Raw genomic sequence first — 21,465 nt, 5'->3', positions numbered from 1 at the left:
TCAAACCATAATGCTACTATTAATTAGTTCTGAAGATCTACGATGCCTTTGTTAGTCACGACAAAAACGCACTTGCGGCGTTCAGGCTGTGTCATTCGCGCTTCCCTTCCGCCGCCAGAAGGATCCAGGACTTTGAGGCCTATCTTTACGTGAGCAAAAGTGGAGACGGTTCTTGTAAGAAATTCCCGCTGTCCAACTACCCGAGTCGGCTCAGGTAGCGCAGCATCGTTTGCTTGCGGCAGGGACGCTCTTATCATGTTGGTAGCCACTACCGACCATCTGCAGGTAACAGCTGCGCTTGCAAGATTGTGCAGGTATTCGGCCAACTTCAAGTGGCGCATAAATCCCGTGAATTCGGCCGAGAACAAAGACGTGGTGGAGTCAACGATAATCAGTCGGGGTGAAATTTCATATGCCTTGGACAGAGCAGAGTATTGCTCGGCAGTTGAAAAAACGCGCTGGTACTTGATTCTTCCAAGTACATTCTCCGAGCCGGCGACTTCTACTATCCTCTCAGGCCTGAATGTGCCCGACGTGTCAATAAAGAAAATGTCATCCCCCGCCCTTGCACAATTTGCGCACAGACTGAAGCAGAGCTGGGTCTTGCCTGACCCTGCCTCTCCGTAAATATCGTACAGAATTCCCTCGGCAACACCTCCACCAAGGAGTCTATCAAAATCACTCGAGCCTGTGGAGATCTTCATGCATGTCGTCAAAATTGACGCGCAATTATGAGTTTGGATTTGCTCAAGGCAACCTTTTTATGCGAGCCGCATAGTCTCCAATTGCAAAGTGGTTATCTAGCTTGTCATCATCCGCACAGCAGCCAAAAAGACCATTGTCAACTTTGCAGCGTGCGATCAATAGAAAAGTTGCTGTCAGGCTGAAGAGCGAAATAGAATACAAGGGCCGAATGAACAATGTTGATTCTTATATGAACCTGATTTTGACTGATGCCGAAGAATTTGACGGGGCAGACGTTATCGCAAACTACGGCAAGGTCGTTATTAGAGGGAACAACGTCCTTTTTATCAAGTTGGAAAAAGAACTCTGACGATGTCCGGTGACGGGGTTTCACAATGGTAAGAAGATGGTTATTTACATCCGAAAGTGTAACTGAAGGTCATCCAGACAAGGTTTGCGACCAGGTCTCCGACGCAATCTTGGACGAGTTCCTGAGACAGGACCCGGATTCGCGCGTTGCTGTCGAGACAATGACGACGACGGGAATCGTATTTGTGGCTGGCGAGGTCACCTCAAAGGCGCGCGTAGACGCTCAAGAAATAGTCCGCGATACTATCAGACAAATTGGTTATGATCGGCCGGAACTAGGGTTTGACTGCGACTCGTGCGCCGTCTTGATTGCATTGCACGAGCAGTCGCCGGATATCTCGATCGGCGTGACGCCGCAAGGCGGTAAGGACCAGGGCGCAGGTGATCAGGGATTGATGTTTGGCTACGCGACGCGGGAAACACCCGAGTTGATGCCTCTTCCAATAACGATGGCGCACCAGCTGTCCATGAAACTCGCAAGCGTTCGCAAGAAGAAAGAGCTCGATTGGGTCCGGCCGGATGGCAAGTCCCAGGTGACTGTGGTATACGAAGACGGCGTTCCAAAACGAATTGACACGGTTGTTGTCTCTACGCAGCACTCGCCGGACATCAGCCTGCCTCAGATCAGGGAATCAGTTATCGAGAATGTTATAAAGCCAACTTGCGGCTCGTGGATCGACGACAAGACCAAATTCCTCGTTAACCCTACAGGCCGATTCGTAATAGGCGGCCCTCCCGGAGACACTGGCCTAACTGGCAGAAAAATTATTGCCGACACTTATGGCGGAATGGGACGGCACGGCGGAGGGGCGTTTTCCGGAAAAGATCCGTCGAAGGTTGACAGGTCAGCATGTTACATGGCACGGTATGTGGCCAAGAATATAGTCTCAGCCGGACTGGCGGACAAGTGTGAGATACAACTCGCCTATGCCATCGGTGTAGCTGAACCAGTGTCTGTCATGGTTGAAACGTTTGGAACTGGCAGGATCCCTGAAGAGGAGATTGAGGGGCGAGCTCGGAAGGTGTTTGACATGCGTCCGGCAGGCATAATTCAGTCGCTAGATCTCAAGAGGCCGATTTATCGTAAGACTTCTGTATATGGACACTTTGGAAGAAAGGACGGGTTTCCGTGGGAGAAAACAGACAAGGTAGCACTTCTCACTTCGCACTTGGAAGTGTGATAGGGCACGTTTTATCAGTGTCTGATAAGATTCAAACTACGATAGGATCTAGGGACCAGTTTCTGTTTACTCCTTCCAGATCCCGGGGTAGATAGGATGTCCTTGAGTTCAGACGACGATATCGACCTTGCTGAAAAGGAACAAGATTTGCCGTCCGAGATTCGGCAAAAGAAGCAGGAGGGTCGGCTCAGAACAGGTTATACTACCGGAGCTAGTGCGGCTGCAGCTACCAAGGCGGCGCTCTTGCCATTATTAGGCTCTGCTCCAGTTGCGAGCGTCGAGGTTACGCTGCCAAAAGGCAAGATCGCAAGGCTGCAAATAAAGTGGACTGACACGTCAAAAATCAGCCAAGGGGTGGTCACATCTGCTGTAACCAAGGACGGAGGAGATGATCCGGATGTTACAAACGGGGCTGAAATATGCTCAACGGTCTCATACCATGATCAGGCGGGCAAGATTGTTCTCGAGGGCGGAAGGGGTGTTGGGCGCGTCACAAAACCCGGCCTTGGACTTCAGATTGGTGGTCCTGCAATAAACCCCGTTCCGACCCAGATGATACGGGGCGTCGTCGAGGAGTTAGCATCTCTGATTCTTCGGGAAAGGGGAATCAGCGTGATCATAAGCGTGCCGGAAGGCGAACGAATCGCTGCTAAAACCGATAATCCAAGACTAGGGATACTTGGAGGCATATCGATCCTCGGTACTACAGGCATAGTTCTACCTTACTCGACCGCGTCATTTGCAGCTTCTATCCGGCAGAGCCTTGATGTTGCTATTGCAATGGGGGCAGATGAGGTCGTCCTGACTACAGGGGGGAGAAGCGAGGACTTTGCAAAAGCCATTTTTACTTCCCTCCCGGACCATTGCTTCATCCAAGTCGGAGACTTTACCGGATATGCTGTCAAGCAGTGTGCCAAGAAAGAGTTGAGCAGGGCCACCATTGCAGCATTTGTGGGCAAACTCTCCAAGATGGCCAAAGGTGTCAAGCAGACACACGTGGCCGGATCACATGTTGACATGGGGTTTCTCGCGGAATTAGCGGCTAGTTGCGGAGCAACCGCACAGACAATTAGTGAGATCAGGTCTGCAAACACTGCAAGGCACGTCTCAGAGATAGTGCTTCGGTCGGGGTTGTCTGGATTCTTTAACGAAATTTGCAGGAAGGTCCATGATGAAATGTCGGCTTATGCAGAATCAAACTTGGAACTCAGAATTGTGATGTTTGAGTTTGACGGGCAGTTGCTCGGAAGATACCCTTCTCTGTAAAGTTCTCCAAGTCCCGCTGCAATTGAGCCCCGAGCAATTCATTCTTATTTGCCGAAAAAAAACCGGCTACAGTGCCGGGGATTGCGGTCATTGCAATAACAAAGCATGGAATAGAAATCGCGAGGAGGATCAAAAACTCAATGGCGGATGCACAGATCCATGCTCCTGCAAAGCTCTCCGACGGCGGCGGAGACATTCTTTGGTTCTCCGATCAAACAGCCAAGGTAGTCGAAGAGCTCTTCAAAACATGCGAATCTATGGTGTGTATATTTTCACTCGGCGCTGTCATACGCCTTATTGCCCCGGTATTGCGGGACAAAAAGACAGATCCTGCAGTACTTGTGATAGACGACAAGGCAACGTACGTCATCAGCGCCCTTTCGGGCCATCTTGGGGGTGCCAATGCTCTTGCTCGAACCATCGGCGCAATACTGGACGCTTCCCCCGTGATAACTACGGCAGCGGACGTCAACGAGACCATTCCTGTCGACCTGGTCGGCAGGCAATTTGGCTGGACCATTGAGGATTTTGCAAACGTTACCTCCACAAGCGCCCTGATGGTCAACGAAGAAAGTATCGCAGTATATCAAGAGGCGGGCGAGAAGACCTGGTGGACATCCAAACTGCCGAAAAACGTTACGCTGGTAAACTCGCTTGAGGACGCAGTCGCGGGAGAATTCAAGGGAGCACTTGTCATTTCCGACAGAATCTTCAAGGACTCTCGGATTCTCAACAAGGCGGTGATCTATCGGCCAAAAAGCCTTGTGGTTGGAGTAGGCCTGCACTGGGACACCGGAGCAGATACCATAGAGGCAGGAATCCGGCAAGTTTTCGAAAGAGAAAACCTTTCGGTAAAATGCATACGAACCATCTGCACAGCCGACAGGGGGGCCAAGGTCAAGGGGCTGGAGGAATTCGGAAAACTATGGAATTTGCCGGTAAATTATTTCTCGAAGGAGTCCCTTAATTCAGTCGAGGTTCCTAACCCCTCTGAAGTCGTCCGCAAGTTCGAGTCAACTGCAAGCGTATCTGAGGCTGCGTCAATCCTGGGCTCACAATCCGGCTCGCTGATCGTGCAAAAGCAAAAGTTTCCCCCAAACTTGACAGTCGCTGTTTCGCGATTTGCTTTTGGGGAAACAAAGTGAGAGCAATAGGTTTAATGATTGCTAAAATCAGCCTCTTAGGATAGCGAAAATGCAACGAGCATTGCTTGTCGTGGACCGGGGGAGCAGGGAGCCCGAAGTACCACTCGAGCTCCAAGAAATATGCAATCGAGCAAAGGCCGTGGGGAATTACGATTTTTCCACCTTTTGCTTTTTAGAAGTCAGGCCGCCGTATATTCAGGAAGCAATAGCCAAGTGTTTACGTCAAGGCTGCGACCTCTTGACCGTGGTGCCTTACTTCCTGTATCCAGGGAAGAAACTCAAGGATGCAGTCAAAAGCTGCGCGACACTTATGCATGCTCAAGGGCTATCAATGGTAATCACAAAGCCCCTCAGTTATCATACATCGCTGATAGATTTGGCAGTCCAGCGAATAACCGAGTCTAAGTCAACCCATGGAATCGGATTGCCAGACAAGCAGTGCGACGTTCTTCTGATAGGCCATGGGAGCAGCGACCCCTCCGCCAGAGAGGCGTTCTTGTTTGCTGCTCGGAGAATCTCGCGCCATTATAGGAAGGTGACTCCTTGCTTCCTGGAGCTTGACCATCCAAATATCGAACAAGGAGTAAGGCTCGCAACAGAATCAGCCCCGCAGCTTCTCATTGTCATGCCATACTTCCTCCATCGGGGCGCTCACGTAAAATCAGACATCCTAAAGGATCTGGACGGAGCCATGTCAAAGTACCACGTTAAGCACATTATTACAGGCCCGTTGGGCGTTGACGAGAAGGTCGTGAATCTTGTAATCGAACGGTCATCAGAAGCGGAGGCCCGGGCGAATGTCTTCAAGAAATGACAGTATTGGCTCGGCTGCCAGTCGCTCAATGACGCAGCGTGCCTTTGACATTGAAAAGAAGAGCTTTGAAATTATTGATTCCGAAGCGGGCAACCACGGATATGGCGAACCTGAGTGGACCGTCGTAAAGAGGGTAATCCACTCGACAGCAGATTTTGACTACTGCGGCTCGTGCAGGATGCTGTTTCAAAACAGTCCCATCAGCGCGGCGTTTGACGCTTTTCGAAACCACCTGCCGATTATCACCGATGTCGAGATGGTCCTAGCGGCAATAAACAAGAAGTCGCTAGGCGACCTGGGTCTCAAGGCCGGCTGTTACATTTCGGACCCCCGTGCAGCCACGCTGTCTTCAAAGAAACAGATGACTCGGTCTGAAGCAGCGATGCAAATCGCATCCCAAGCTGGCCCGGTGGGAATCATCGCGATTGGTAATGCTCCTACCGCTCTCCTTGAAGTTATCAAACTCGCCGTAGAAAAGCAAATGCGACCACTGCTTGTCGTTGGGCTGCCCGTTGGCTTTGTCTCTGCAGCAGAGTCGAAAGAGGCGTTGGCCGCAACGAGCATGTCGTGCATTACAAACCGCGGTAGAAAGGGCGGCAGCGCTGCGGCTGCGTCGGTGATAAACGCACTGATGCTCCTTTACAAATCCGCCCAACATTGAGGGCTTTCGGTCACTTTTTTGAATATTGCTTGCAGGCTTGAACGAATCTGACGGCAATCTTGGGGGCGCCGCGAAAATGGACATGGGTGTACGAGGCGATTCCAAACTCATTGACCGAAAAACCATCCATATTATCGCGGACTCCCACCCCTTTTTTCAATTTATAAACCAGTCTTGAATCTGAACTGACGTTTTCAATTGCCGAGTAATGAAATTCATGGCCTCGAAGATCGATGCCTGCAAACATCCCTTCAATGCATTCCCCGGAAGTGTATCCGAGAGTCAAGCGTCCCTTCATGACGGTATCGGCGTCTACGGCCCCGACCATCCTCAAGTGTCGCCGGCTTCCATCGTAACCCGAGATTGACCTGCTTAAATACATCAAACCACCACATTCCGCGTAAACGGGCATTCCGTCTTGGATGTATTTTCGGATAGATTCTCTCATCGCCTTGTTTTCCTGCAGCCTGTCAGCCAGCACCTCGGGAAAACCGCCGCCTAGGACAAGTCCATGGCAGCCCGCTGGAATCATTTTGTCATTTACGGGACTAAAAAACTCGAGTTCCGCACCTTGTTTCCGAAGCGCTTCTAGATTGTCCTGGTAATAGAAGTTAAAGGATTCGTCCAGGGCGACCACGACCTTAGTCTTCGAAGCTGTATTCACGATACCGCCTGCATCCGAGACCGGGCCGTTAAGCGATTTTGAAGGTTCTGACGAATGCTTTACAATGGCGTCATAATCAATTTGGTCACCGACAGCTCGAGCGATTAATCTGAGTCTTTGCTTGTGCTTTCGTCTTAATTCCCGCACTGGTATCAGGCCAAGGTGACGCTGCGTGAGGACTTTCTGCTCTGAAGAGAACCTGGAAATGATTCCAAAAATCGGGAGTTTGACAGTGGAGCGGATGGCTTCGATTACAAAGCCGGCGTGCCGCGGTCCCGCGACGTTGTTTATTACCAGTCCGGCGATCTTTACCCTCCTGTCCAGGCGGATAAATCCAAGGGCTACAGCAGCTACCGATCGGGCGGATTTGGAGGCGTCTATCACCAATATGACGGGTAGGCCGAGCAATTTCGCCGTGTATGCCGTGCTCGCATAGTCATTTGCACCCGACATTCCGTCGTAGAGCCCCATTACTCCTTCAACGACAGAAATATCAGCGTCGCGCGAATTGCCAAGGTAGCAATCGACCAACCCTCGTTTTCCCATAAGCCACGGGTCCAGGTTTCGGGACGGTCTGCCACACGCGAGCTCGTGGTAGCTCGGGTCAATAAAATCCGGACCCACCTTGAAGGGCTGCACTGCAAAGCCTCTTACGCGAAGTCCCTGCATAATGGCGAGTGAGACGGTAGTCTTGCCGACGCCGCTGCTCACGCCGGCAACTATTACTCCCTTCGACAGGCCCAATTACTGAATGAAAGCTCAACATTGGACTGGATTTTAAGCTTTCAGATTCATTTTTATGCTGCGCGAAATTTATGCAGTAAAGATGCCACAACCCCATGACCGCGGCTTGATAATCGTCTACACCGGGAAAGGAAAGGGCAAGACCACAGCCGCTTTGGGATTAGCATTGCGCGCTGTTGGACATGGGCTTAGGGTCGGGATGATACAGTTTATCAAAGGTGAGTGGTATTATGGTGAACTGACAAGTTCCAAGAGGCTTGAGCCAGAGTTTGACTTGATAGCTGCCGGTAAGGGATTTGTAGGCATTATTGACGATGATCACCACATCGAGGACCATCAGAAGGCAGCAAAACAGGCAATTGCGCTTGCGAAGGACAAACTGGCTTCTGGCGAGTTTGACGTGATGATTCTCGACGAGATAAACTATGCCGCCAAGCTTCAACTTATCACAGAACAGGACATTATTGATATCCTCAGCGCGAAACCGGAAAAAACCAGCGTTGTTCTGACTGGAAACTATGCAACCGACAAAATAATCGGGATGGCGGACCTCGTTACCGAAATGAAGGAGGTTAAACATCCCTATCAAGTGGGGATAAAGGCAAAGAAGGGCATTGACTTTTGAGCTTGCGCATACACTGCCAGAAGCCCGAGTCGTATGAAAGCGGATTATCATCCTTAAATTACCTCTCGGATTTTCTACATTCGGTTCTCATGCAATCTGGCGACTTCTCTTTTTGCAGACTGCGCGCGGCAATCTTGGAACACCCGTTTAATAGGACACCTGGATTGAAACCATGAAACACTTAATCCGCAGGTGCGAAGCTTGCCTAACTTATACATTGAAATTAACTTGCCCAAAATGCGGCGGTCATACTGTTGACCCACACCCGGCCCGTTACTCTCCTGATGACAAGTACGTGAGATACAGGATACAAGAACGGTACGCAGAGCCTGCTGACAAGGATTAAATGGCAAGCAGTCGAGGATTTGTTACAGGAGGTTTAGGATAACGCGCTTCGCACTAGCAGGGGCAGGCGTAGTAGGAAGTTATCTTGCCAACATGCTGGTGAGGAGGGGCCACGACATTGAATTATTCGAATCCTCAAAACAGGAAAACCATTGGCCGGTATGCGCATGGGGGGCATCAAGGCACATGCTGGAAAGGTTCTCATCGAACGCCGGGCTTGAATTTGAAGAGTTTATCCTGCATGTCGGACTGAACCTCAGAATGGATCTCCCAGACGACAAGAAAGAAAACCTGGATCTTAAAGGACTTGTCACGTACGACAAGAACGCTTGGGAGCGGGCTCTTTTGAAAGATATCCCTGTAAAATATGGCCAGAAGGTCGCCAGAGGCTCATTTCCCATGGACTCTTTTGACTATGTCATTGACTGCACGGGCCTCCATCGAAGCCTCCTTCCAAAGTCCAAAGAGGATTTCCTTATTCCCGCATACGAGTATCTTGTTGAAAATGTGGAAGGCGAGGACGATTTTTACGTCATTGGCTACCGTGGCGCGAGGGGCTACTTTTGGTACTTTCCGCTAGGAAATGGAAGGGGATTCATGGGAGCGGGGGATGTCGACAGACGTTATGAGGGCGTGGACGAATTCTTTGTGAAGCATCCTGAAGCCAAGATGGCACGAAAGATTGGGCGCCCCATAAGGTTGGCGCCGCCCAAACGGATGAAGCCGTTTACTGACGGCAACATTATCGGAGTCGGAGAGTCCATAGGATGCGTATTCCCGATGCTGGGTGAGGGGATTATTCCCTCGCTGATATGCTGCGATTTGTTTCTGGAAGTGCTTGACAAGGGACATCCCTTTGATTCCGAACTCTACACCGAAAAAGTCCTAAAGCGATTCGCCTATTATGACGATGTGTACAGAATAGTTCGACTGAAGATGGAAGGCAAGCTGAGCACGGTCAAACACCTTAATTTGATGATGAGCATGTACCGGAATATGAAAAAGGAAGAAAGCCGATTTGGCTTTGAAGTCAGTTTTGATAAGATGACGCGCCTCGTAAACGCTTTATAACAAGGCCCAATGATAGCAGGCGTTTGAACGCGCAGACCAAGAGAAGCAAGCGCCCCGCAGAATCTGCCGCCGAGATGACGGTCATGATGCTGCCATCAGATGCAAATCCAAAAGGCAACGTCTTTGGGGGCGTTATCCTCAAGCATGTCGACCTAATCGCCGGTCTTGTAGCGAAAAGGCACGCAGGTCACGCAAACGCTGTCACCGCAAGTATCGATAGAGTCACCTTTCTAAGACCGGTCTTTATAGGAAACGCGCTTATCCTTCGCGCCAGACTCAACTACGTGCGCAGATCATCGATGGAAGTTGAAGTCATGATTGAATCGGAGGACCTTGATGACGGCACTAGGACGCACACTGGGACGGCTTTTGTAACGATGGTCGCCCTGGACAAATATGGCAAACCCACCGAAGTACCACATCTCCTGCTAGAAAATGACCAGGACAAGAAATCCTTCAAAGAAGGCGAAGAGCGAATGATGGCCCGTCTAAAGGAAGCGGGAAGAAACTAGTTTCGAATTACTCATAGCCATCCAGCTCATCGTCGTCCTCGATTTCAGGCGCGCCTCTTTCTTGGATAGATTTGTTCTGGCCGCTAGTCAGATTCTTGTTAATCTTTCGCAATTCCTCGAGTATAAGCTTTAACAGCTCTGCAGTCTCGGAAGTTTCATGCGGATCCGCTTTGCGCGCTCGCCTGACCAATCAACCAACTTTCCCATCTGCTACATATTAAACGGCGCGCAAATCCCTCTTGCGAAGATTACATCTTATTGTAGAACGTTACTGATTGATTAGCTGACCTACTTTAATGTGAATTTGACTGATACAGTCTAGTTTGCAGCAACTGCCTGCTGACCGCTTTCTAAAATATGCATCGCATAGAAGGAAAGAAATCCAGTCAATTATTCTGGTAATTGCATGCGCAGTTATTATCCGAATCATCCCGCTAATCTGGGCCGGCCCGTATCCGTTGGGGTATGACGTTGTCAACTACTACATCCCGGTGACTGAGCATTTTGAGCAGCACTGGCAATCAGTTGCGACGCAATTCCCATTGTATGCAATACTTCTCAGAGGAATTTATTCCACTATTGGAGGGAATGCTGTACAGACAGTATCCACTATGGCAGTCGCAGTCTACTGCGCGTTTGCCGTTTCGTTGTATTCGCTAGCCCGCACAATCTTTCACTTCAAGCATCGCGAAGCCATCGTTGTATCCATCTTTGTTTCATTGCAGCTTGCAGTACTGAGGACAACCTGGGACCTGCACAGGGATATGCTGGCCCTTACAGCAATGTTTCTTGCAATCACTTTCGTGTATCGCTCTGAACGCTCTAAAAATTGGCGAGCAGGTGCCATAGGGCTATGCCTTGTTGCTTCGGCTTCCGATAGGATGATAGGCACTTATTTTGCCTTGACCCTCGTTGTATGGCTAATCGTACGGCGCGAAAGGAAACTCGTTTTTCCTGCTGGCGTAGCTGCGGGTACAGTTATACTGCTTTCACTGAGCTCCTACGGAACGCTTTACGGAAATCTGGTGGGCGAGCTTGGCGTAAGTTCCGGCGGCTCTCAAGTAAGCGGAAGCCCGTATAATTTCGAAAACCTAAAAATGACTTTTGTTGAAATAGACGGCCTACTACTGGCTCCTGCCATTTATGGTATGTACAGGTCGAGGAACGCCGTAATCACGATAGGCACACTGGTTTCAATGGCCGGAGCCCTCACTTGGATAATTCTCCCCACAGCCGTCCAGCTTGCTGCGGACAGGTGGATTATCCTTTCAGGCATATTCCTCTCCATTCAAGCTTCCTATTGTATTGTTGATGTTGCCCGGCGCGTCCGCCTAAAATCGGCTAGAGTTACTCTACCACTAGCTTGTCTGATATTATCTCTCGTATTTGCAATCGGGTACTCTATCCTCCCGTATGAACATCCTTTTCCTTCGCTTGCACTCCTACGAACGAAGGTGCAGTCGTTCGTTCCCACAACAATGCAATTCAGCACAATAGATGTTCAGAAAAACGGCGCACTGCTGTCCGAGATAAATACTATAAACAGCTCGACTGAGCCAAACGCCATAATCGTCGGCGATAAAACCCTGAAGGGCTTTATGGAAATGTCCTTAAAAGGAAACAGGACGTTTCTATACTTTAACGACGTTGATTCCATGCTAGACGGTCTGACGCCCTACCGTGATAAGGTGCCAATCTACTTTTTCAATTTCGGGCAAAACGATTTTCTGGTCCGGTTCAAGTAGAGGCGTGCAATGGCCTCCCAGGTTACAGCGAACCTCCTTCTGATTTGTCTCCTCCGTATTGCCTTTCCAATTCCATATATTTTTGAAGGTTGACAAAATCATTGAACTCCTGAAAGGTCACCATTGCCTTACGAGATTCCTTTGTAGTCCCCGTTCTTCTCAGCTCTGAGAGAACCTGCTTCATGGCAAACATGGAAGCGTACAATGCCGATAGGGGAAACACCGCAATCCTGTAGCCAAGTTCAAGGAGCTGGTCCGAAGTGAGGATGGGAGTAGCCCCGCCTTCAATCATGTTCGCAACCAGCGGGGCGTCGATTTCTCGAGCAACCTGCCTCAGCTCCTCGACGCTCCGGGGGGCTTCGACGAATATCACGTCCGCTCCAGCTTTTCTGTACTGTTTGCCGCGTTCGATAGCCTCCTCAAGGCCGAGCGGAGCACGGGCATCTGTCCGTGCGACTATCAGAAAGTCCTTGCTACGTCTCGCGTCCAGTGCTGCTTGGAGTTTAAATAGGTAGTCCTCCTTCGGTATGACTTCCTTTCCTAGCATGTGGCCGCACCTTTTTGGCCAAACCTGATCCTCGAGGAAAATACCGGCTGCTCCAGCGTCTTCAAGGTCTCTGACCGTCCGCCACACCGTAAGAGGGTTTCCGTACCCTGTATCGGCGTCCACCATCACCGGCACTTCAACGGCCCTTGTTATTCGGCGGGCGTTTTCAAGAGTCTCTCCAGCATTTAGAAAGCCAAAGTCTGGCATCCCCAGCAGAGCCGCGGAAGAGCCATATCCTGTTTGGAACATGGCATCAAAACCCGAGTACTGGGCAATCCGGGCGCTGAGGGCGTCAAACACCCCCGGCAGAACCAAAATGCTATTCTTGTCCTCAATGAGGTGTCTTAGACGGCGTAATCGTTCCGGGTTATTGTTCAAGACAGCGTGAAATCAAAGGGCGTGATATTATTGTCTTCCTGCATCTTTCAGGCTGCGGACCCCCAGTGCTTCAACTTTTTGGGCCTACAGCGACACGTCTTCGCCGGCGGGCTGCGCCGATTTCCAATCGTATGTTCCATCCGAATACTTGACCACGTCCAATCCGCATATTCTGCAGTGATAATACTTTGTGGGCGGATCGTGTAATACGGAGCCATTTAGCCAAACCATTACAGCCCCACAGGACGGACAGTTCATCATAACAACCGGATCTCCGTGCCGCGGATAATTAATTCTTCGGTAGGGTGTTAGGAAGAAATGGGGGCAAAGCCGATAAAAAATCCCATGATTTCTGACGCCGATGGGCAGCGCCTTGTTGAAGTTGCGCGGCAGGCAGTCACGGAGTACTTGCAGACTGGCAACTTCCATCGAACAATTTCTCTTGAATCGCCTAGGATGGGAGTCTTTGTTACTATTCATGCTTTGTCAAACGAAGGCGAGGAGAACCTCAGGGGCTGCATTGGTTATCCATTGGGTCAGGAAAGGCTGTACGATGGAGTCGTGCGGGCCGCAATTGCGGCGGCTACTGAAGATCCGAGGTTTGAGACAGTCACTCCTGCCGAATTGGCAACTATTATTTTCGAAGTCAGTGTCCTGACGCCACTTGAGCGAATCATGGCTGAGAGGCCAGTAGATCGCAAGCAGTACGTGCGAGTTGGCACCGATGGGCTTGTGATAAAATACAAAGAATGCGCGGGATTGCTGCTTCCGCAGGTGCCTTACGAGCAGGGTTGGAACGTGGACGATTTTCTGGCAGGCATATGCCACAAGGCAGGGCTACCGCCAGACAAGTGGATGGACCCCCGCGCCGAGCTTTACCGCTTTCAGGCGCTCGTGTACAAGGAAAAGTCTCCTGCAGGCCCGGCTGCAAGGATTGAGTTTCCGCCGTCATTGAAATAAATACTGTCCAACACAAAGCCCCTCGTTGGCGCTTGCCTATGTGACGCCCTATGGCGTAGGCCTCGGTCACGCTAGTCGGATGACGCTCGTCGCAGAGCAACTACGCGACTCGGGGTGTGAGGTCAGATTTTCCTCGTTTGGTGAGGCGGCCGACTATGTCAAGAGGCATGGCTTCGTGTGTGAAACGGTGCCACCGGTTGAATTTTCGTGGAGCATGGAAGGAGGCTTTTCTATAAAGCACAGCCTGTCCAAGATCCCCTCCTGGTTTCTAAACTTCGCAAGGCAGTTTGGCAGGGAGACATCCACGATTGTCTCCTATTCTCCCGACGTTGTTTTGTCCGACTCACGCCTATCGCCTATCCTAGCAGCATCTTTCTTGAACGTGCCTTCTCTTGTAGTGCTTAACCAGATCAAATTGCTACTGTCGCCTCGGCTACGTGACTTTGCTATTGCACGATTCTTTGAACAGATGGTTGGCGAATTTCTCGGGCTTATGTGGGACCGGGCAGGGAGAATTCTTGTGCCCGACCTCCCGCCTCCCTATACGATTTCGGCGCATAATCTTTGGGGAATCGACGCCTCAAGGTCAAGGCTGGAGTACGTGGGGTTTACATCACGCAGACCGTCGGTGACTTTGGAGCAGATGCACAAAGTGGCGAGTATGCTACTCTTTGACCCTGCGAAGCCCATAGTTTTTGTTCATATTAGCGGGCCGAAAGGGACGCGTGAGCCGCTTGTCCGGCTCGCGATGGAAGCCTCAAGGATGCTTCCAGAAACCCAGATAGTTATCTCGGGAGGCTTAGCCCGCGGCTCCGTCGAACCCTCAAGGCTTGGCCACAATGGCTGGTACTATGAGTGGTGTCCTATCCGCGACGAGTTGTTTGCCATGGCCAGTCTCATAGTTATGCGAGGGGGACACACGGCCCTTTCTCAGGCCATCCAGTTTGGAAAGCCCGTCGTTACTATTCCGATTGAAAATCATGGAGAACAGCTGGGAAATGCGGAGAAGATATCTGAACTTGGTGCAGGGATAATGCTATCTCCAAAAAGACTTACGGCCGCAGAGTTGAAGGCGGCGATTCAGAAAGGGATTGAGGGACCATCGTTCAAGCAGAGAGCCCTGGAGATGATGGATCGGGCCGAAAGTCTCGACGGAACTAAGAATATCGCGGATATCGTAAAAACTTATCTTTGATTAGGTTTTTTCAAAAATGAAAATAAATAAGAAATGGGCTCTAGCCCCGTCTGTCTTACCAGTGGTGCTTCTCGTCTGGTATTAGGCCGATCTGTTCGCGCTCGAAGTATCTTTCCAGCTCTTGTGCCCACTTTTCCTTCGCTGAACCGCCACCAAGTCCCTTTCTTCTCAGCCAGAAGGCTATGACGCCCAGAAGGAACACTGCGAACAGCATGGTCCCGAAGATGTAGACCATGACGTCGTAGAAAAGGGGGTCGTAGTTCGGACCGATTTGCCCAACTAGACTTTGAAAGCCTATCATCACCTAATGCAAATTCGCTCAATGATATATACATTTTGGTTGGCTTTTAAACGGGAAATAACTTCAGAAGAAAAAGTAAAGGAGGAAAGGGAGTTTTTAGGTCGTGACTGGCTTCGAGCCTCGTCCCTTAATGAAGAAGGCCGCAGCTACTCCGCCAAAAATCGCGCCCAGAACACCAATGAACACGATGAAGTTTGTCGATTGGAAGTAGGGTGTTCCTGAACCTTTGGCTGAGCTCTGTGCATTCTGCTCCGCGTAAGTAACCTTTCTGTGCGCCAAAATGGCCTGCTCATTGCATTGTTGCTGTGGAATTGGAGGGGTGTATGAAGCGCACTCGTTAAGCTGGTCCTGAGTCGGAGCTGATGTGGGATTGCCCTGAACGCCATACTGCGCCCGTGCAATCGGAACATTTCCTATGACCGTCACGCTCAATACCGCTAATGCAGCTAGCGCAACGATGATTGGCTTGTTCATTAACTACCTTTTTAGGCATCTTCTATTTATCCTTTATGAGCTCTAGCCGGGAGAAGAGTCAGTCCTGCTACAATATCATGAAAGGACAGATGAGGGGCAAACAACTCTGATATCATCGAGCGTTGAACGAATATAGCTATTTATGTCCACTAAAATGCTAACTAGCATATGGCGCGTATTCACGTTCACGCAAGGGGCAAGTCACACTCTACGCGGCCGACCTCAAAAAGCAGGCCGGGGTGGGTGACGCAATCTGCCGAGCAAGTCACATCCCTTATTGTAAGTATGGCTAATGACGGCGTATCACCAAGCATGATTGGTCTTAAATTGAGAGACGAGCATTCGGTGCCGCTCGTAAAACCAGTCACGGGAAAGAGCATAAGCGAGATACTTGCCGAGAATAATATTTCGTACCCGATGCCTGAAGACCTGGACAAACTGGTCCAAAAAGCCGTCGGACTCCAGAGGCATCTAAAGGCACACAACAGCGACCATCGTAACGTGCGGTCCATGGAGCTTGTCGAGGCTAAGATTCACCGGTTGTCCAAGTACTATAAGCGGACCGGAAAACTAGCCCAAAACTGGAAATACTCTACCGTGGTTGCCCAGCTGGAATAGGGTTCCAGTTGGATGGGCGACTTTGCTACACTCGCACGAGCCGCTCAGCCTTTTTGCGACAAGCTACATCAAGTGTCGGAATCGGATTCAGAAATTTGCATACTGACACATCTTGATGCAGACGGCATAGGAGCAGGCAGCATTCTCGCTTCCTCATTAGCAAGGCTGGGCGCAAAATTCTGCGTTAGAATTGCCTCAGACATGAACGCGAATCTTCTTGCTAGCATCAAAAACGAATCGCATGATTTTGTCATAGTTACTGACCTGGGGGGAGGTTGGTCGGGCGAGATAAGAAATGCCTTTTCGGGAAACTGCCTGATCTTTGACCACCACCAGATATCTGAAGAAGAGAAGTTGACGGACGATGAAAATATGATTTTCAACCCCTGGAAGGTGGATATTGATGGTTCTGTGGAAATCTCTTCTGGCGGGCTTTGTTACCTAGTTGCCACGAGGCTGGATCAGATTAACCGCGACCTGTCGCCTCTCGCCATCGTGACCGCAGTCGCAGACAGGCAAGACCAGGGGGAAAAAAGGTCGCTACTTGGAATTAACGAAGAGATATTGAAGCAAGCGCAATCGAGCGGTCTTGTAAATGCAGATCTTGACATACTGGTTGCAGGCAGAGAGACCCGACCCTGTCACGAGTCGTTAGCATACACAAGCTTTCCCTACATCCACGGGCTAACATGGCACCCCGATGCCTGCTACAACTTGCTCACAAAGGCTGGCATCAAGCTACGCGACGGAAGCAGATGGCGCACCCCCTCAGAGCTTTCGCAGGAGGAAAAAAGCGCGTTCATTGATGCAATAGCAAGACACATTGGTGTCTCCGGCGCCGAAGCGGGCGGGATCATTAACGAGCTTATCGGAAGGGTTTACACGCTCAACAATGAGGATGCACGGACACAGTTGCGCGATGCTCGCGAATTCGGAACGCTGCTAAACGCGTGTGGCCGGATAGGAAAAGCGGGCGTGGGCGTGGCCGTATGCCTTGGTGACAGGAATAACATGCTAAGCGAGGCTGAAAGAGCATCCCAATCGTATAGAAGTACTCTGAAGAGCTACCTGACAGCGATATTTGCTGACAAATGGCGGATTACCGATTCTCCGGATCAAGTGTTTGTGCACGGCGATGGCTTGGTGGCAAGCGACATGCTAGGCGCGGTCTCGTCAGTGCTTAGCGGATCTGCGTTAATGGCGGGAAAACTAATTTTCCTGAGAACCGTATCTTCTGACGACCCAGAGTACTTCAAGTTTTCATGCAGGAAAGGGGGGTCGAACGCGCCGCGGGTCAATTTGGGTTTGATTATGCGTCATTGTGCGGCCAGAGCAGGGGGAACGGGCGGCGGCCATCCCGCGGCGGCAGGTTGCAGGATTCCCTCTAATTCAGTTGCAGAATTTAGCAAACTAGTTAGGGAATCAATCGGAGATTCAAGGTTTGCGAAGACAGATTGAATTCAGTGTGTCTGTCGAAATTGAATTCAGTTCTGCAAAGGCATGCAAATCAATTGTGAACGCATTAATACCCGATAACGTAAAAATCCCGAACGGTCTATTGCTCCAGGTCTCTGCTACGCGAAACACCGCAGTCATCTCGATAAAAAGCTCAGGCCCTGATTATCTCTCAGCTTCCCTGGCAAATACATTGGACGAAGTGCTGGAGCATATTTCTGTAGCTAGTAAAGTGGTAGAGGACTAGTGCTTGACCCAAAGCTGCTAAGAGACAGTCCCGATGCCATCCGTACCATGCTTGAAAGGCGCAACCTGGCAGATTATCCACTTGACGAACTGATAACTCTTGACAAGCAAAGACGACAGTTAATGTCTAATTCCCAGGAGCTGCGAAAGAGGAAGAACCAACTTTCCGAGAAAATAGCCAGCAAGAAAAAAAACAGACAGGACGCGGCGCAGGAACTGGAAGAAATGAAGGTTACAGGGAGTGAAATGAAAGTAACTGAAGACGCCCTGGCAGTGGCCGAGCAGAAATTCAACGAACTTATGTTAAGACTGCCCAACCTCCTGGACGAGTCCGTTCCTGTAGGTATAGATGAAAAAGCGAATGTCATCGTAAGGCAGGTCGGGTCTGCCCCTACGTTCATGTTTACTCCGAGAGACCATGTGGAGATTAGCATCAGCCAAGACCTTGTCGACTTCGAAAGGGCAGCCAAGGTTTCAGGCGCGAGATTCTATTATCTGAAGAACGACCTGGTTCGGCTCAATCAAGCGCTGATAAACCTTGCACTCGATTTTCTTTCGGAAAACGGCTGCTCGCCGGTACAGCCTCCGTACATGATTAGGCAGAAGGCAATGGAAGGCGCGGTGATTCTGAGTGACTTCAAGGATGTCATATACAAAATCGCCGACGAAGACCTCTACCTTATTGGCACTTCCGAACATGCAATCGCATCCATGCATATGGACGAGATCCTTGAGGGGACGCGACTTCCAATAAGGTACGCTGGATACAGCTCCTGCTTCCGCAAGGAGGCGGGCGCCCACGGGAAGGACATGAAAGGAATCTTCAGGGTGCATCAGTTTGAAAAGGTTGAGCAATTTACTTTTTGCAGACCAGAAGAGTCTTGGGAGGAACACGAACGAATGCTGGGACTAGCAGAGAAATTCGTTCAGCTCTTGGGCATACCGTACAGGCTCATACTGCTGTCTTCAGGCGACACAGGAAAAATATCATGCAAGACTTATGATATCGAGGCATGGATGCCCGGGCAGGGCGCATACAGAGAAATAATCTCATGTTCCAACTGTCTGGACTATCAAGCTCGAAGATTATCAATCAGGTTCCGCGATAGGACCAACGAAGATACCCGGTTGTTGCATACCCTAAACAGTACGCTGGTAGCTACAGAGAGGACCCTTGTCGCTATAATGGAGAATTATCAAAAAAGCGACGGAACATTTGCAGTGCCTGAAGCGCTTCAGAAGTATATGGGCGGAAAAACTCTGATTGGGAATCCAAAATGACTCTTGTCGCCTGGTTGAATTGAAAGCTTTCTAAAAAAGATAATTGCCAGAAGTGAGATTTGGCGAATGTTTGATGTTAAACATTCCCACCCAACAAGGCACTTCCAACGCCTGAACAGTCTATTAGAGATTGCATTGACCAAAAGCGGTCATGAGCCTCGCAATATCCGGAACCATCCTTGATTGCCGTCGCCCTTCCTGGGACTCACGCGCTTGGTACGATGCGCAGAACCTGTACTTTAGTAGTACCTGTATTCGCTATCTCTTCTGCCGGCTTGGGTCGAGCGCTCGTGGGCTGCACCTATAGAAGCCATACTGCCCATGTACGAGCCCGTCACCTCTTCTACCTCAGGTCGGTTCTGGATCTCTTTCAGCAATTCATAGTCGAGTTTGTAGTTAACGACAACATGGGTTGCGTTGTCAAATATTTCAGGTGCCATGCCTGTCAAATCCATTATCTGCTGCCTGATGGCCTCGGCTCTGACTTCTTCCTGACCTTCGCTCCTCTTTAGAAACGCCTCGATAGTGTACATGGGTTTTTCTTCTGGGTTATCCCTGAGGCGCATGAACAAGTCGACAAATAACTTGCGGTCAACTTTTGGAAGATACTTTTGCTGAACCGCCTCCAGCTGCTCCATTGCGGCAATAATCTCCTCTTTGTCACTCATGGCCAAAACGACGCGCAAGTATCGCTAATAAAGGCGACTGCGGATTTTTAGAAATAAACCCGCTCGCATTCCTCGAAGTCATTGCCAAAACTCCCGAAATGTCGACCTCGGTCAAGCGGGGGAGCAACATAGATTATATATTCAATTTAGAGACAAGTTACTCATGGCCAAGGGCGCAAAAAAAGGAGGCAGGGTTCGCGACAAGTGGCGCGACAAGCAATGGGTTCTTGTTGAGAAGCCATCAGGCTTTGAGCCTCCGGTTCCAATCAATTACGTTCCTATTACAGACATCGAAGAAGCGAGAGGACGGGTAATAGAAAATACGCTACATGACATGATGAAAGGCAACCCTGAGCGACAAACAATGGACCAGCACCAAATCAAAGTGTTTATTGCCATTGACAAGATTTCAGACGGCAAAGCGACGACTATTTTCAAGGGCCACGAGTATGCCAAGGAGTTCCTGAGAAGCCTTGTCAGGCGTGGCAGCTCGATGATTAATTATGTTCATGATTTTACCACTATGGACGGCTATACTTTCCGAGTGGCGGTTGTCGCATTCAGCCAGAGGCGCCTGAACGCGTCCAAGAAGCACGAAATTAGAATGGTGGCCCACCGGATTCTAAGCGAACAGATCCCTAAACTCACTGTCGATCGTTTTGTCCAAGAAGTGACCGGCAATAAGGAGGACGGCGAGTCGAGAGAAACATCAAGCAGGCTTGGCGCGCTAATCCTCGAAGATGCTCGCAAAGTTGCTAATATTCGGCACATCGGGATCAAGAAGACCAAACTTATCTCTACGCCAGAATCACGCGCCATCGAAGAGGCAAAGCCAGTCGAAGTAGTCACGGAAGCTGCATCGGAAGCATCCCAATCCTCATAGGAATCCCCGCTTACCATCTTTCGTCATTGGAGCCCAAAAGCATTCTATGGGATTGGAACACCGGTTTTCCAGTGCGGAGATTGGTTTTGTCATTCACGCTACCGAGAACAGCGAGCGGATTCTCGATTCGATAGAATCAACTCTGAGTGTTCCCAAGACCAACTTTTCGCTTTCTGAGGCTGAAGGCCATTTCAAAAACCAAATCAGGCTTGCTTCATGTAACCTTGCAAGCGGTGATGCGAACGAATTTGCAACCAGAGTCATTTCTCTGCTCAGAAGCAGTGATAAGGAGGAGTTGTCAAGGAACCTCTCTCAGCATTCGGATGAGAGAGGCAACCTGTATATCCGCATCGACAAGCAGGCTCTCTGCAAGGGAAGAGTCATACTTTCTGAGTCCGACTCGATACGGATAAGGTTCAAGCCCGTTCGAAGATTCAAGCCCTCCGGCAATTTGGAAAGTTACAGGGGTCTTTTGTCATCTACAATAGAATAGACCTCAATGTTTCGGTCGATTTCAAGGATATCCTGCAGGTAAGCGACCGGCTGGGCTTTGAGCGGTATGCATCTGCTTGTGGGACGACAGAGACTGCGGGGGAAAATAGTCACCGCCTGATCCTCAATATAGGCCGCGAT

The 21,465-nt window shown here is 50.1% G+C and carries 25 protein-coding genes; 18 read left to right on the top strand and 7 right to left on the bottom strand.

The annotated features are described in order from the left end of the window. Positions 1-23: 23 nt before the first annotated feature. Positions 24-704, bottom strand: a complete 681-nt coding sequence (locus ABI361_01980) for a hypothetical protein (GenBank protein ID MEO9319420.1) — start codon at positions 702-704, stop codon at positions 24-26. Positions 705-805: 101 nt separating this feature from the next. Between ABI361_01980 and ABI361_01975 the strand changes: the two genes are divergently transcribed. From ABI361_01975 to ABI361_01950, 6 genes are all read left to right on the top strand, one after another. Next, positions 806-1,054 carry a U6 snRNA-associated Sm-like protein LSm6 gene (locus ABI361_01975; GenBank protein MEO9319419.1) on the top strand — a complete coding sequence of 83 codons (249 nt, stop codon included), beginning with the start codon at positions 806-808 and terminating at the stop codon, positions 1,052-1,054. Positions 1,055-1,079: 25 nt separating this feature from the next. Further along, the gene (metK, locus tag ABI361_01970; GenBank protein MEO9319418.1) at positions 1,080-2,234 is read left to right on the top strand and encodes a methionine adenosyltransferase; all 1,155 of its coding nucleotides are present in this window, start codon (positions 1,080-1,082) and stop codon (positions 2,232-2,234) included. Positions 2,235-2,336: 102 nt separating this feature from the next. Then, positions 2,337-3,500 carry a cobalt-precorrin-5B (C(1))-methyltransferase gene (locus tag ABI361_01965; GenBank protein ID MEO9319417.1) on the top strand — a complete coding sequence of 388 codons (1,164 nt, stop codon included), beginning with the start codon at positions 2,337-2,339 and terminating at the stop codon, positions 3,498-3,500. 140 nt (positions 3,501-3,640) lie between these two features. Beyond that, complete coding sequence (locus ABI361_01960) at positions 3,641-4,645, top strand: cobalamin biosynthesis protein (protein ID MEO9319416.1); 1,005 nt, start codon at positions 3,641-3,643, stop codon at positions 4,643-4,645. A 49-nt stretch (positions 4,646-4,694) separates the two neighbouring features. Next, a complete protein-coding gene (locus ABI361_01955; protein ID MEO9319415.1) occupies positions 4,695-5,459 on the top strand; it encodes a CbiX/SirB N-terminal domain-containing protein in 765 nt (254 codons plus the stop codon). Further along, positions 5,443-6,120, top strand: coding sequence for a precorrin-8X methylmutase (locus ABI361_01950; protein MEO9319414.1), 678 nt, complete (start codon positions 5,443-5,445; stop codon positions 6,118-6,120). The genes ABI361_01955 and ABI361_01950 overlap by 17 nt, the downstream gene beginning before the upstream one ends. Before the next feature lie 10 nt (positions 6,121-6,130). Here the strand turns inward: ABI361_01950 and ABI361_01945 are convergent, their stop codons facing one another. Next, positions 6,131-7,528 (bottom strand): cobyrinate a,c-diamide synthase, encoded by a 1,398-nt coding sequence (locus ABI361_01945; protein MEO9319413.1) that lies wholly within the window; start codon positions 7,526-7,528, stop codon positions 6,131-6,133. An 82-nt stretch (positions 7,529-7,610) separates the two neighbouring features. Between ABI361_01945 and cobO the strand changes: the two genes are divergently transcribed. The 4 genes from cobO (at position 7,611) to ABI361_01925 (ending at position 10,081) form a co-directional block, all read left to right on the top strand. Continuing rightward, entirely contained in the window at positions 7,611-8,153 is a 543-nt protein-coding gene (gene cobO, locus ABI361_01940) for a cob(I)yrinic acid a,c-diamide adenosyltransferase (GenBank protein ID MEO9319412.1), read from the top strand. Between the two features lie 172 nt (positions 8,154-8,325). Then, positions 8,326-8,499, top strand: coding sequence for an RNA-protein complex protein Nop10 (locus ABI361_01935; protein MEO9319411.1), 174 nt, complete (start codon positions 8,326-8,328; stop codon positions 8,497-8,499). A 92-nt stretch (positions 8,500-8,591) separates the two neighbouring features. Continuing rightward, entirely contained in the window at positions 8,592-9,569 is a 978-nt protein-coding gene (locus ABI361_01930) for an NAD(P)/FAD-dependent oxidoreductase (GenBank protein ID MEO9319410.1), read from the top strand. 23 nt (positions 9,570-9,592) lie between these two features. Continuing rightward, positions 9,593-10,081, top strand: a complete 489-nt coding sequence (locus ABI361_01925) for an acyl-CoA thioesterase (GenBank protein ID MEO9319409.1) — start codon at positions 9,593-9,595, stop codon at positions 10,079-10,081. A gap of 7 nt (positions 10,082-10,088) precedes the next feature. On the opposite strand, the gene ABI361_01920 is transcribed toward ABI361_01925, so the two are convergent. Beyond that, positions 10,089-10,271, bottom strand: a complete 183-nt coding sequence (locus ABI361_01920; GenBank protein MEO9319408.1) for a hypothetical protein — start codon at positions 10,269-10,271, stop codon at positions 10,089-10,091. Positions 10,272-10,404: 133 nt separating this feature from the next. Between ABI361_01920 and ABI361_01915 the strand changes: the two genes are divergently transcribed. Beyond that, positions 10,405-11,826 carry a hypothetical protein gene (locus ABI361_01915; GenBank protein ID MEO9319407.1) on the top strand — a complete coding sequence of 474 codons (1,422 nt, stop codon included), beginning with the start codon at positions 10,405-10,407 and terminating at the stop codon, positions 11,824-11,826. A 22-nt stretch (positions 11,827-11,848) separates the two neighbouring features. On the opposite strand, the gene ABI361_01910 is transcribed toward ABI361_01915, so the two are convergent. Continuing rightward, the gene (locus ABI361_01910) at positions 11,849-12,709 is read right to left on the bottom strand and encodes an oxaloacetate decarboxylase (GenBank protein MEO9319406.1); all 861 of its coding nucleotides are present in this window, start codon (positions 12,707-12,709) and stop codon (positions 11,849-11,851) included. Between the two features lie 360 nt (positions 12,710-13,069). On the opposite strand from ABI361_01910, the gene ABI361_01905 reads away from it, so the two are divergent. After that, a complete protein-coding gene (locus ABI361_01905; protein MEO9319405.1) occupies positions 13,070-13,711 on the top strand; it encodes a TIGR00296 family protein in 642 nt (213 codons plus the stop codon). A gap of 25 nt (positions 13,712-13,736) precedes the next feature. After that, on the top strand, positions 13,737-14,906 hold the full coding sequence (locus ABI361_01900) for a glycosyltransferase (protein MEO9319404.1): 1,170 nt from the start codon (positions 13,737-13,739) through the stop codon (positions 14,904-14,906). Positions 14,907-14,961: 55 nt separating this feature from the next. On the opposite strand, the gene ABI361_01895 is transcribed toward ABI361_01900, so the two are convergent. After that, positions 14,962-15,207: a hypothetical protein gene (locus ABI361_01895; protein ID MEO9319403.1), complete on the bottom strand. Its 246-nt coding sequence runs from the start codon at positions 15,205-15,207 to the stop codon at positions 14,962-14,964. Positions 15,208-15,303: 96 nt separating this feature from the next. Then, positions 15,304-15,681, bottom strand: a complete 378-nt coding sequence (locus ABI361_01890; GenBank protein ID MEO9319402.1) for a hypothetical protein — start codon at positions 15,679-15,681, stop codon at positions 15,304-15,306. A gap of 168 nt (positions 15,682-15,849) precedes the next feature. Between ABI361_01890 and ABI361_01885 the strand changes: the two genes are divergently transcribed. From ABI361_01885 to serS, 3 genes are all read left to right on the top strand, one after another. Then, a complete protein-coding gene (locus tag ABI361_01885) occupies positions 15,850-16,299 on the top strand; it encodes a 30S ribosomal protein S15 (GenBank protein ID MEO9319401.1) in 450 nt (149 codons plus the stop codon). A 72-nt stretch (positions 16,300-16,371) separates the two neighbouring features. Further along, positions 16,372-17,757, top strand: coding sequence for a DHH family phosphoesterase (locus tag ABI361_01880; GenBank protein ID MEO9319400.1), 1,386 nt, complete (start codon positions 16,372-16,374; stop codon positions 17,755-17,757). A 243-nt stretch (positions 17,758-18,000) separates the two neighbouring features. Continuing rightward, a complete protein-coding gene (serS, locus tag ABI361_01875) occupies positions 18,001-19,281 on the top strand; it encodes a serine--tRNA ligase (GenBank protein MEO9319399.1) in 1,281 nt (426 codons plus the stop codon). A gap of 239 nt (positions 19,282-19,520) precedes the next feature. On the opposite strand, the gene ABI361_01870 is transcribed toward serS, so the two are convergent. Then, positions 19,521-19,949, bottom strand: coding sequence for a hypothetical protein (locus ABI361_01870; protein ID MEO9319398.1), 429 nt, complete (start codon positions 19,947-19,949; stop codon positions 19,521-19,523). A 163-nt stretch (positions 19,950-20,112) separates the two neighbouring features. Between ABI361_01870 and ABI361_01865 the strand changes: the two genes are divergently transcribed. Beyond that, on the top strand, positions 20,113-20,832 hold the full coding sequence (locus tag ABI361_01865) for a 40S ribosomal protein S3a/S1 (GenBank protein ID MEO9319397.1): 720 nt from the start codon (positions 20,113-20,115) through the stop codon (positions 20,830-20,832). Between the two features lie 46 nt (positions 20,833-20,878). Next, a complete protein-coding gene (locus ABI361_01860) occupies positions 20,879-21,325 on the top strand; it encodes an RNA-binding domain-containing protein (GenBank protein MEO9319396.1) in 447 nt (148 codons plus the stop codon). Positions 21,326-21,465: the final 140 nt, after the last annotated feature.

It is taken from the genome of Nitrososphaera sp., from assembly GCA_039938515.1.
Classification (GTDB): domain Archaea; phylum Thermoproteota; class Nitrososphaeria; order Nitrososphaerales; family Nitrososphaeraceae; genus Nitrososphaera.
Note: the sequence above shows the minus strand (reverse complement) of the source record. Positions and strands in the feature narration are given on the sequence as shown.

Bases quoted from the DNA above. Each gene is read 5' to 3' on its own strand.
- ABI361_01890 (MEO9319402.1), bottom strand. From the start codon at position 15,681: ATGAACAAGCCAATCATCGTTGCGCTAGCTGCATTAGCGGTATTGAGC.
- ABI361_01935 (MEO9319411.1), top strand. From the start codon at position 8,326: ATGAAACACTTAATCCGCAGGTGCGAAGCTTGCCTAACTTATACATTG.
- ABI361_01870 (MEO9319398.1), bottom strand. From the start codon at position 19,949: ATGAGTGACAAAGAGGAGATTATTGCCGCAATGGAGCAGCTGGAGGCG.
- ABI361_01860 (MEO9319396.1), top strand. From the start codon at position 20,879: ATGGGATTGGAACACCGGTTTTCCAGTGCGGAGATTGGTTTTGTCATT.
- ABI361_01950 (MEO9319414.1), top strand. From the start codon at position 5,443: ATGTCTTCAAGAAATGACAGTATTGGCTCGGCTGCCAGTCGCTCAATG.
- ABI361_01980 (MEO9319420.1), bottom strand. From the start codon at position 704: ATGAAGATCTCCACAGGCTCGAGTGATTTTGATAGACTCCTTGGTGGA.
- ABI361_01905 (MEO9319405.1), top strand. From the start codon at position 13,070: ATGGGGGCAAAGCCGATAAAAAATCCCATGATTTCTGACGCCGATGGG.
- ABI361_01960 (MEO9319416.1), top strand. From the start codon at position 3,641: ATGGCGGATGCACAGATCCATGCTCCTGCAAAGCTCTCCGACGGCGGC.
- ABI361_01930 (MEO9319410.1), top strand. From the start codon at position 8,592: ATGCTGGTGAGGAGGGGCCACGACATTGAATTATTCGAATCCTCAAAA.
- ABI361_01895 (MEO9319403.1), bottom strand. From the start codon at position 15,207: ATGATAGGCTTTCAAAGTCTAGTTGGGCAAATCGGTCCGAACTACGAC.
- ABI361_01885 (MEO9319401.1), top strand. From the start codon at position 15,850: ATGGCGCGTATTCACGTTCACGCAAGGGGCAAGTCACACTCTACGCGG.
- ABI361_01865 (MEO9319397.1), top strand. From the start codon at position 20,113: ATGGCCAAGGGCGCAAAAAAAGGAGGCAGGGTTCGCGACAAGTGGCGC.
- cobO (MEO9319412.1), top strand. From the start codon at position 7,611: ATGCCACAACCCCATGACCGCGGCTTGATAATCGTCTACACCGGGAAA.
- metK (MEO9319418.1), top strand. From the start codon at position 1,080: ATGGTAAGAAGATGGTTATTTACATCCGAAAGTGTAACTGAAGGTCAT.
- ABI361_01955 (MEO9319415.1), top strand. From the start codon at position 4,695: ATGCAACGAGCATTGCTTGTCGTGGACCGGGGGAGCAGGGAGCCCGAA.